Source organism: Pedobacter sp., assembly GCF_045627485.1.
GTDB lineage: Bacteria > Bacteroidota > Bacteroidia > Sphingobacteriales > Sphingobacteriaceae > Pedobacter.
The window spans coordinates 1-9,696 of the sequence record NZ_JAZQNU010000036.1 but is presented as its reverse complement, the minus strand read 5'-3'; the positions used below and the strand labels follow the sequence as shown (position 1 = coordinate 9,696).

The 9,696-nt window shown below is 37.8% G+C and carries 12 protein-coding genes; 5 read left to right on the top strand and 7 right to left on the bottom strand.

Annotated features, from left to right (window positions below):
- Positions 1-191: 191 nt before the first annotated feature.
- The gene (locus tag ACR2F3_RS02835; protein ID WP_432708466.1) at positions 192-638 is read right to left on the bottom strand and encodes a hypothetical protein; all 447 of its coding nucleotides are present in this window, start codon (positions 636-638) and stop codon (positions 192-194) included.
- 376 nt (positions 639-1,014) lie between these two features.
- Between ACR2F3_RS02835 and ACR2F3_RS02830 the strand changes: the two genes are divergently transcribed.
- Complete coding sequence (locus tag ACR2F3_RS02830) at positions 1,015-1,218, top strand: hypothetical protein (protein WP_432708465.1); 204 nt, start codon at positions 1,015-1,017, stop codon at positions 1,216-1,218.
- 409 nt (positions 1,219-1,627) lie between these two features.
- Here the strand turns inward: ACR2F3_RS02830 and ACR2F3_RS02825 are convergent, their stop codons facing one another.
- Both ACR2F3_RS02825 and ACR2F3_RS02820 read right to left on the bottom strand, forming a co-directional pair.
- The gene (locus ACR2F3_RS02825; protein ID WP_432708464.1) at positions 1,628-2,725 is read right to left on the bottom strand and encodes a hypothetical protein; all 1,098 of its coding nucleotides are present in this window, start codon (positions 2,723-2,725) and stop codon (positions 1,628-1,630) included.
- Positions 2,726-2,732: 7 nt separating this feature from the next.
- Complete coding sequence (locus ACR2F3_RS02820; RefSeq protein ID WP_432708463.1) at positions 2,733-3,746, bottom strand: DUF1731 domain-containing protein; 1,014 nt, start codon at positions 3,744-3,746, stop codon at positions 2,733-2,735.
- Positions 3,747-3,961: 215 nt separating this feature from the next.
- Between ACR2F3_RS02820 and ACR2F3_RS02815 the strand changes: the two genes are divergently transcribed.
- Together ACR2F3_RS02815 and ACR2F3_RS02810 are read left to right on the top strand one after the other, a co-directional pair.
- Positions 3,962-4,438 (top strand): pilin, encoded by a 477-nt coding sequence (locus ACR2F3_RS02815; RefSeq protein WP_432708462.1) that lies wholly within the window; start codon positions 3,962-3,964, stop codon positions 4,436-4,438.
- A 184-nt stretch (positions 4,439-4,622) separates the two neighbouring features.
- The gene (locus ACR2F3_RS02810) at positions 4,623-4,937 is read left to right on the top strand and encodes a hypothetical protein (protein WP_432708461.1); all 315 of its coding nucleotides are present in this window, start codon (positions 4,623-4,625) and stop codon (positions 4,935-4,937) included.
- Between the two features lie 30 nt (positions 4,938-4,967).
- Here the strand turns inward: ACR2F3_RS02810 and ACR2F3_RS02805 are convergent, their stop codons facing one another.
- Positions 4,968-5,405, bottom strand: coding sequence for a hypothetical protein (locus ACR2F3_RS02805; protein ID WP_432708460.1), 438 nt, complete (start codon positions 5,403-5,405; stop codon positions 4,968-4,970).
- 352 nt (positions 5,406-5,757) lie between these two features.
- On the opposite strand from ACR2F3_RS02805, the gene ACR2F3_RS02800 reads away from it, so the two are divergent.
- Positions 5,758-6,273: a hypothetical protein gene (locus tag ACR2F3_RS02800; protein ID WP_432708459.1), complete on the top strand. Its 516-nt coding sequence runs from the start codon at positions 5,758-5,760 to the stop codon at positions 6,271-6,273.
- A 176-nt stretch (positions 6,274-6,449) separates the two neighbouring features.
- Here the strand turns inward: ACR2F3_RS02800 and ACR2F3_RS02795 are convergent, their stop codons facing one another.
- Together ACR2F3_RS02795 and ACR2F3_RS02790 are read right to left on the bottom strand one after the other, a co-directional pair.
- Positions 6,450-7,220 carry a hypothetical protein gene (locus ACR2F3_RS02795; protein ID WP_432708458.1) on the bottom strand — a complete coding sequence of 257 codons (771 nt, stop codon included), beginning with the start codon at positions 7,218-7,220 and terminating at the stop codon, positions 6,450-6,452.
- A gap of 56 nt (positions 7,221-7,276) precedes the next feature.
- Positions 7,277-8,587, bottom strand: a complete 1,311-nt coding sequence (locus tag ACR2F3_RS02790; protein ID WP_432708457.1) for a hypothetical protein — start codon at positions 8,585-8,587, stop codon at positions 7,277-7,279.
- A 331-nt stretch (positions 8,588-8,918) separates the two neighbouring features.
- On the opposite strand from ACR2F3_RS02790, the gene ACR2F3_RS02785 reads away from it, so the two are divergent.
- Positions 8,919-9,143, top strand: coding sequence for a hypothetical protein (locus ACR2F3_RS02785; RefSeq protein WP_432708456.1), 225 nt, complete (start codon positions 8,919-8,921; stop codon positions 9,141-9,143).
- Between the two features lie 338 nt (positions 9,144-9,481).
- On the opposite strand, the gene ACR2F3_RS02780 is transcribed toward ACR2F3_RS02785, so the two are convergent.
- The coding region (locus ACR2F3_RS02780) for a hypothetical protein (protein ID WP_432708455.1) at positions 9,482-9,696 on the bottom strand (215 nt) is incomplete at its 5' end.

The window sequence follows — 9,696 nt, the reverse complement described above, 5'->3', positions numbered from 1 at the left end:
CCTCCGACTTCCTGTACGGTGTGGGCTTTAATTATCAGGGTGGTCAAAACTGGAATATCTTTGGTGATGCCAGTGGTAATGCGCTTGATTCAGGTGACTACCAGTTACAACTTGGCTTGAAGTACATTTTCTAAGACAAGCCAAAAAAATACCCCGTTAAATGCGGGGTTTTTTAATGCCTTGATATTTGTCTATGCAGCAGTGACGCTATCAGATTTAAGATACTGATGAATGGCGGTAGAGGTGTTGGTGATAGTGCTGATTAAATCATCCATAAACAGGTCATTTTTCTCTGTTCTGCTATTTAAGCTTTCTAGCTCATTGCTTGCTTGACGGATATTATTTTTAACGGTTTTAATTTCATTTTGATTTAAACTGGCATCCGAAGACAGGCCGCTTAATGTTTCCTTGAAACTATTAATCCTATTGTTCAGTTCGGTTACTTGAGCATGGGCGTTTGCTTCAACAATCCTTCTTTCATCAATAAATGCAAGATGTAGACTGGTCAGCTCAATCAGTAGCGCTTTAGCATCTTCTTGGTTTTTTCCTGAAAATGAATTTTGAATATTAGCCACTTCCTGTGCGATGGTAGTTAAGGATTGGAGGGCATCACTTGTCGTTTTATTAGTTGTGTTCATATTAAAAAATCACTCTGTATTATTTTTGATTATTTTGGATTATACGAAACATTTTTTCAGAAAAAATACGTTTTCGTCGGTAAAAAATAAATTAAATAGATTGGTTTTTTTAAATAAAAATATAAGTAATGTAAAATTGATTTTTTTGGCTTTTGATGCTGTAGCGCTATAGAGCTGTTAAATATGCAAAAATATCGCTTAATTGGCGAAATTCAATTATTAAAACTAGCTACAAAAATGCAGTAAAAAGATAGAAAAATATTTTGTAACAGCGCAGATTTATTTATTTATTTTTTTTAATTATTTATTTTTGGTTTTTTTGTGATCAGTTTTATTGTACCTTTGAACATATATATATAGAAAAAAGGCTTGTGCCATGTGGTTAGTCCTTAGTTTTTTAAGAAAAATAACAGTCAACGAAGATTGTGGCGACATCGACACCAATCCACGCATTAAAGAAAAACAAGCAGCATGCGTTGATGAATTGGGGGTGCAGATCATTATTCAGCCAGATGGATTGGGGGTGGTGGGATTGATTTACAGGGATCTGACGGGTCTGGTGAAAAATTACATCAAATAATAATGATTGAAAATGTATTACAGGTATGACAGAGAAAAAATCTTTTATGAATATTGCTGAAGCTGAGGGATACTTGGCTAAGGCTCAAGGGAAAATAGATATTCTCTATTATTTGGTCATACTTCTGACATTATATTTTATTATATGGTTAGCATTGTTTTGCAAAGTTGATCAAATACTCAAAGGAGTGGGGCATAGTGCCCATAATAATATTTATATATGCTAATTTTCTTTGGAAGGATTATATAGATAAAGCCAACAACGCTGGGGACTATCTAAACAAAAAAACCAATGAAAAAATTGAGTAGTGTGGTCTGATTTTTGCTAAAAAACTTTAAATAACCCCTACTGAAATCAGAAAAGCCCCCTTATTTAATGGTTGATAAGGGGGCCGAATTATTCAGTAGATCTATTTGATCGACAGATGGTAGTAAGGTGATCCGCAAGTTCTTTCTTTTGCGCAAAGAACGTATTTTTTTTTCAGCTTGCCCTGTCTAAATCTTTTTTCATACTCAAGCACACATACTGCAAGATTGGCGGTTTTATCTTTGCTGAGCTGACCGAGTTTTTCCATATCGATGAGTGCATCAATTGAAATGTGATGGTTGCATGCTGCAATGAGCAAATATTTATGTGCGGCGGCATATTCTGCAGGGAATTTATTATTGCCGCAGCGTCCTTTCTTGAATCTGGACATTAACTTGGGCTTTTTATCTGGGTGTTGGCTATATATGTAGATCTTGTGAATCACATGACTATTAACCCCGTTCTGACTTTGTTGACTGGTAAAATCATTAACACATTTTTTAAGCAGCTCTACATCAAAAATGGGTGCCTGTTCCAGATGGCAATTCTGCTCCAGTACCGATTCCAGTACGATGTCATAATTGCGCTTATAGAGTGCGCAGTTGCTCAGGTCTATAATCAAATCAAATTTGTTGAGAAAATCAGAGAATATGTCTTGGACAGGATCGCTGGCCGACATGTTTGGGGTGGCGTGTAGCTTGTCGTAGGCTTTCAGCGCACTGGAATAGTGGAAGCGACTGGTTGGGCTTACCTTTCTAAACGCCTCAAGGTGCTTGGCGAGAGCTGGATTGCATTGTTTTTGGGTTACTATTTTCTGAACGATACTTTTCCCTGATGTGTAATCAATCGGGTGGAAATAAAAGATAAATTCAATTCCGCCTTCTGGGTTGAGCTTTGACTTGATTGCCAGCGTTTTCTTGTCTATCACGTTAAAGGCCTTACAGATCTTTGCAAGGGTGACTTGGATGTCATAAGGGTCGGGCGGGTAAAAGGCCCGTTCCAACAGTTCAGATTGGGTATAGCTGGGTGCGATCTGGGAAAACTGATTGCTGTATTTCAGGTGGGTTTGTTTGAGGATATCGATACCATAAAATGTAGGATCAATTAATGCTTCTACAATATTGTTTTGGTAATCTCTGCCCCAAGGGGGTACGTCTTCATCTTGAATTACAGGGTTACTTATAATTGTTGGATATGACATTATAAAATCACTTGTTTGATTTATTTGGTTTCCTGTTGATAATCATAAACAAATAAATTATTAAGTGGAAGATAATATTTTCTATTTTTTTGGATATTTTCTTTAAATAATAAAAAATAATATTTTCATTGTTTCTTGGAAACAGGTTTTCTAGAGCGTCTTTGAGATTCGTGTGCTTAAAGATAAAGTAATTGTCTGTTAGGGCTTTGGGTTCGCAGTGCTGGCCGTTAATCAGGCAATCAGATCTTTCACCCAGAATTAATTTGTAGATCCAGTACGGCGGATTAAAAATAGGGGCTTTTCTGAAATGCTGGGTCGATACATCGACCATCTCTTTTTGATTTATATTTTCTGGTGCGACCAGATTAAAATACTGAGTAGATGTTTCGATGGTGATTAGATATTCAAAAGCTCTGCACACATCTTCTATGTGTATCCAGTTAAAAGGTTGCCGGCCATTACCTATATGACCTACCAGATTATTGCGCAGTGGTTTGAGTAATTTGAGGAATATCCCGCTTTTGTTATCCAGCACTATTCCTAGACGAACTACCTTGGCGTTTGGATGATCACGCAGTGCGGCGTTTTCTAGTAATTGATAAAGTTTCGAGATGAAGAAAGGTTGGGGATGCTGGTTTTCGCTGCAGGTATTGGCCCATTTGTATCTAGGGCAAATCCCGTAATAATGGGTGCTTGAGGTGGTTATAATCGTTTTTAGATTTTTGTTATTTTCTCTGATCCAGTTCATCAGTGATTTGGTAGAGCGCACTAGACCGGATACAAGCTGCTTTTTTCTTTTAAATGTCCAGCGTTTTGCGCAGATTGACCCGTCCACAAGATTAAAAATATGGTCAATTGGGATTTTACTCAGTTCGTCTAGATCTTCAACCCAGATGCATTCGGGTTGCGCTGTACTAGGATTTTTTCCTAGTGCGAAAATATTGAAACCACGATTGAGAAAATATTGTATAAGATGACAGCCTAAAAAACTGTCGGCTCCCACAATAAGAATATTTTTCATAATCTCTTTTCAAATATTGTTAACTCTGTAAATATAACTTTTTTATTTTTTTTACATGCCTGTAGATGGGAAATACTAAAGAAATTCTATCTAGTACATCGGATTAAATGTTTCAGAATGTTTAAAAATTTTGTCAGAGATCTGGTTTTTTCTATCTATGGATTTTTAAAAAAATGAAATGGTGTAGATTGAAAGAAAAAATGCAGAACATAAAAATGTCACCTATACAAATGCACCGGCAGTCGGGTTTTTCGCTGATCGAAGTCATGATAACTGTAGCCATCGTGAGTATACTGGTGGTAATGGTAGTATCTTCACAGCAGTCAAGAGGTACAAAAGCACAGGTAATGGAGGCGATGGCGGTTTTTGATACGCAACGGATTCAGGTGGCTTATACAATTGCCAAAGAAAATGCGTGTTCCTTGCCGAGTGATACTTCGGTATCATCAAAGTACGGAGCTTCGACTGTGACGGGCGCAGTAAATGCGAATGCGATAGCCAATCCAAAAAAATTATTAAAGACCGGATGCATTCTTACTTTTACTTTTAATACCTCTGCGAGAAGCGTACTTGCAAATAAAAGGTTGGCCGTTGATATATTTAATAACGGTACTTTGTCCAAAGCAGTCACAACCACGATTAATCAGGAATTTATCCCTAAGCAATTAAAAACTCAGGTCGAAGATCCTTAACTTGAAATAGTGTTGTCTAAGGCCGTTTTATGAGTAAAAGTGCTAAATGACGCAAGACTGTTTCTATATTCTGGATAAATATAGTGATATAAAAAACTTTATTGTAAGTTTATAAGACTTTTTGTTTGTTTCTTCGTCAGTTTGCCATTATTTTGTGCTGCTTATGGTGTTAAAATTCCCGCTAATGAGACTTTCATATAAAGGCGGAAAGATAATGAGTAGTTCAAGCCCGTTAAGTGATTCAACCAAGTCACTTATTAAAGATGATATCGGTACAGATGTTGAATTAGAAACATTGGAACAACAATTAAAACAGGTCGAAGAAGCGATCGAGAAGAAAAAACAGCAACAGCTTCTTGATGCTTTGGATCAAGCCAAGGCGCTTGCGAAGTCGGTAGGTTTTACCTTGCAGGAGCTGATTGACTATGAAAAAGTAATTTTAAGTGAAAAGCGTAAAGAGGCGCGTCGAAAAAACCGCCGCAAGAGTGCTGAAGCTTAATTGGCTGAACCTATTCATTAAAAAAGAACACTATGTGTTCTTTTTTTTGGCCGATTTCACCAGTTCTTGTTCACGTTTTTTCAGTATTCTTTGGTAGTCTTTCTGGATCTGGCTTTTTGATACTGTTGCTGCTGGCTTGTGCTCTTTTTCATCTAGCAGATGCTGCTGTTTTAAGACCTTGTGAAGCTGGGATATAATAATGCCCAGAAAGATCAAAAGGCAGATAATTACCACTCCATCTTTTACTCTTTCATCCGTAAAGACAATGATTTTATTATTTATTAGTAATGAGACAATACTATAAATCATTGAGCAGGTAATGATTCTTTTGACGACCAAAAAATTATTGTTGAGCTGGAGTGAGGCGTAATCGAGGGCTTTTAGAAACACATAGTAAAAACCACCCACCATGAACAGATAAACGCCCAACAGGATGATAGCAAAGTAATTATTCCAGTCTATATACATAATGTTCTCGGCAATTATTATACTTTTGATACTATTTTGTTATATTAAATATAACAGAAAAATGAATAAACTGAATTATATTTAGACGGCTATAAGAAAAGAAAACATAATAGAACCTCAATTTTTTATTTAGCTAATGGTGATTCAAATGATTGATCGTAAAGATCTTGATGTTGAAATGATAGCTAAAACGGACTTTACACCAAAAAATTTACTTCTGCGTTGTTTATTAGGCTTGGCAGGCAAGATTGTAAGCAAGTAATAAAGATTACCTAGTATTAAAGTTTTATCCTGAGCAATAAAGTATCACACTATATTACTCAAAATATAATCATATTATTTATTGATGTGTTTGATGAAGTTAAGGGTTTTTATTACCGATAAAGAAAATAGTCACATCAAAAATGATGAAGGTGTGGATTTATTTGTTCGTGATATTGCTATTGAAGATGAAGATAGGCGAGAAAATAATACATTATGTGTTATTGATAATTGGCAAATCATTTTCACAGAAAATGATGAAGATTCAATTGTAGAAGCTCAAATGCTAGTAGCTGAAAATACTATTAAACAAGTCACTAGATACATCGAGTGTTATCAACTCTTACGCCTTAGAAGTGATATTGCTATAAACCAACTTAAATTTAAAGAAGCTGAAAATAGTGATTTTCTTAATCTTGAAAAATTAAGAATGAATGAAGTTCAAAAGCAGTTAAAAGAATACGATTCTGAATACAGGACTATCATAAATAATATGAGTTTTCAAAGGCTTGGTATGGATGATATTTCACCAGAATGGATTGTAGAAAACATGCTGAATGCGGAATTGATGTGCCAAGATGCTTTATTAGATGGAATAGTAGTATGAAGCTTAATTGCTCGTAAATATTCCATAAGATTCATACAAGATCTATTTTGTTAAGAACAGATCTTTTTTGATTAGGTTTGATTATTAGTATATTTGATGGCAGTTTTGAATCTTAATTTTTTTAAATAATAAAAAACCCTAGCTTATGCTGGGGTTTTTGTTATTCCGGTCTGTGCTCACTGAGCATCAAGTAATTTTGCGGCAAAGCTGCTTCCATACTCGCTTGCCAGTCCTTCTAGGGTAGAGATTGCATGTAGGCGCGAGACTTCTGGATCTCCATTGAGAAAGAAATTAGGGTTCAATGACATGCAGGTGCTGTGGTAGATTCCATTGATCACATAGCCAGCATTCGCCTTTTCATCTTTTTTCTGGTCTTCTGTCCCTAAGAATCCAAGGTAGTAGCCAAATTCCGCATGTTTGCAGGCATTGTTGGTGGCTGCATTCGCTTTGGTAAAGTCTTGCAGACCATGGGATTTGAGCAGGGAGGCTTCTTTAAGGCTGATCTGCTGCATCTGGTTCAGTCGCTCATGTGCTTCTTTGGAATTATAATTTCCTGACAGGTCGTGGTAGACCGTAGCGGCATCATAATCAAATGGGCCACGCTCTCTTTCCATGCAGGCTGCTGCTTCTAGTGCCGCTTTCACATAGGTTTTATTCTCCTTGGGATCGCTACTTTTCTTTGGGTTGCCTTGGTACCCCAGACCATAAGCCTTGTAGAAATTCTGACAGGCTTCATTAATCTGACCTTTGCTCGCAAGTGTCGTGGCCTTGCTAATCAGGGCGCTCTGACTGTCTTTTGCCGCTAAAGCATGCGTGGCGAAAAGGGTAAGTGCTGAAACTGCGAGTAATTTAAGTTTTGACATCTTGAGCCTCATTTTATTGTTAAGCATTCTTTTGGTTTTGAATGAGTGCAGGTAAGTAAATAATTTCTTGTTGCCTGCGGTCATATCTTCTGTATGTCTAAAGTATATACCCTAATAACCTGCAGTGTTTTTTTTGCATTTTAAAAATCCTGCATGGAAAAATCATTTTCGCTAATGTCGATGAGTTGGTTCCGGTAAGTTAATATCTCGAACCTCTGATCGCTACCATGTTGGTCAGAATTGATTTCCTGCAGCTGGATATCGATTTTCATAAACCGGTATGTGCCCTGTGTCGAGAACCTGAATAACAGCTCGGGCAGCTTGGTGAAAATTGTGGTGCTCTTTTTCAATGGCTCAAACTGTTTGCTGGTAGGGCTGTATATTGAAATTCCGCGTTCATTATTAAAGGGGTTTTCTTCGGGTTGATCCAGATAGCAGGGACTCAACATGGCAAGCAGATCCGGTTTACTCAGATTGATCGTTCCTTGCATCAGTCTGATTTTTGGATGTGCTTTGCGTTCTGCGATGATACCCAGCATGTCCACATCCTTTAGGACGTATAGCAGCCGGTTATCAAGATCAACCACCACATTGAACCTTGAGCTGATATAGCCATTCAGGTGTTGGGTGGTGTGGTAATCACTTTCTCTTGGTGAGAGCCACCATGATTTACTTGGTTTGTTATATGAGGCATAGAATGAGCGCAGATTCTCGTTGACCTCAAGGTCATAGGCAAATTTAAGGCCGCTTTGGTAAACCATCAGAATGCGATTTGGATGTGTATTAAGCAGATAGCCCAATTCCTCCAAAATAGCATTAAAAGAATCGAGATGCAGGGCACCGGTGATTTCCTGCGCTAAGGCCTTATCGACATTTAAGATCTTATATGTCGAGATGCCAGCAATAAACTTGTGCTGTACTGTAGCCGGATTTTCACTCAAGGGCGGGAATTGCATATATTCAAGGTTATGGCGCTGTTCATTAATTTTTGCCTGCGAGTCTTGCTTCTCCCTGTTCAGTGCTTCAATTTTTTTGATCACGCTTTGCAGCTTTTTGCGCTTGGCCGCAATTTCCTTACCAATAGCGGAAAACTCATGCTTATGGGCGGTCAGGTTTTTTTTAGTATTGGCCAGTTCTTGTTTGTAGCTTTTAATCCGGTCTTTCAGGCTTTGCAGTTTTGCCTTGAACGCTTCCGGCTCTGTGCTTGCGCCTGTCTGATCTTGTTCCAGTTGCTGTAACTTGGCAATGAGATCTTGTTGCAGGCTGGTGAGCGTTTTGATTTTGTCATCAAAGTGGCCGGTCAGTTCGGGATAAGCGGTATTGAATTCTTTTTGGTATTGGTTGATCAGGTCGAAACGGATAATATTTTGAGCTGCGGTGGCGGTACGGTCGCTGATCCCGTTTACTTTTTTTTCCAGCACTACAAGTTGTTCAATGAGAGTTGTGGTCACTGGATCTGTTGTAAGTGGATCGGGATTACTTTGGGCCATAGAGCATCACCAGTCAAAAAAATAGCTAAATAATAAAACCAAATATAGCACTACTTCGATCCAGAGGGTTTTAATGATTATAAATGTGCAAATTTTGATTTTTTGTCATTAAGTGCATGTTCCTGTGTAAATCAACATCCTATTCTTATTTTTACCCTACCACTTATTTTTGTTCGTGTAAGCTAATACCGTGGCAAGGCGATCCTTATATTAATCTTCAAGATGATAGCGCAAAGGCTAAACCTTATCAGGTTAGGCAAATATTGGCTGCACTTGATAAACTTAAGACATTGTGAGGTGTCCAATGGATAGCAAAAAATATACTTATCGTGTTACATGGTCGGCAGAAGATAATAAGTATGTCGGTCTATGTGCCGAATTTCCGTCACTGTCTTGGCTCGATACAGAACAATCTAAAGCATTCTCTGGGATTGTTGATCTTGTTGCTGAGGTTGTAGCTGACATGATCAGCAACAATGAAAAATTACCCATAGCGCTTTCAGAAAAAAAAGTATAGCGGACGGTTGACTGTTCGTGTTCCATCAAGGGTTCATCAAAAATAAATAGAATAAGGGATATGAAAATGCTGAAACTACAGCAACTTTTATCTGGTCAGCATGAATCCTATGATTGCCGCCAATGTTACAGGGAAAATGATGTATTTCCGATGATTATGATTGTTTGTAGATTGTGTGGTAATAAGCGCTGCCCGAAGGCAGAAAATCACCAATATAAGTGTACTGGTAGCAATGATCTAAATCAGGTGGGGGAATGGGAATAAGCCTCCCGAAGTCATCACTACGGAAGGTTTGTTTTTTAGATTGCTTTAGACTGCTTTAGACTGCTTTAGATTTTTTAATTAAAAATTGCGTCTAGCTCAGTTTCAATGGTGCCAAGAGATTTACTTTGGTCGGTTGGCTGTTTCGGGTTGAGATCGACTTTAGGTTCCTTGGAAGCCAGTGTATCAATTTTTTTGCTGCTGACAGTGACTTGGGGTTCCTTGGGGGCCGGCTTGATGGTTTCTTTAGGGCTGATTTTGGCTTTAAGTGTGGTGGTTACAGTTTGTGTCA

Coding starts and splice junctions, on each gene's coding strand:
- ACR2F3_RS02835 (WP_432708466.1), bottom strand. CDS start 638: ATGAACACAACTAATAAAACGACAAGTGATGCCCTCCAATCCTTAACT.
- ACR2F3_RS02830 (WP_432708465.1), top strand. CDS start 1,015: ATGTGGTTAGTCCTTAGTTTTTTAAGAAAAATAACAGTCAACGAAGAT.
- ACR2F3_RS02825 (WP_432708464.1), bottom strand. CDS start 2,725: ATGTCATATCCAACAATTATAAGTAACCCTGTAATTCAAGATGAAGAC.
- ACR2F3_RS02820 (WP_432708463.1), bottom strand. CDS start 3,746: ATGAAAAATATTCTTATTGTGGGAGCCGACAGTTTTTTAGGCTGTCAT.
- ACR2F3_RS02815 (WP_432708462.1), top strand. CDS start 3,962: ATGTCACCTATACAAATGCACCGGCAGTCGGGTTTTTCGCTGATCGAA.
- ACR2F3_RS02810 (WP_432708461.1), top strand. CDS start 4,623: ATGAGACTTTCATATAAAGGCGGAAAGATAATGAGTAGTTCAAGCCCG.
- ACR2F3_RS02805 (WP_432708460.1), bottom strand. CDS start 5,405: ATGTATATAGACTGGAATAATTACTTTGCTATCATCCTGTTGGGCGTT.
- ACR2F3_RS02795 (WP_432708458.1), bottom strand. CDS start 7,220: ATGACCGCAGGCAACAAGAAATTATTTACTTACCTGCACTCATTCAAA.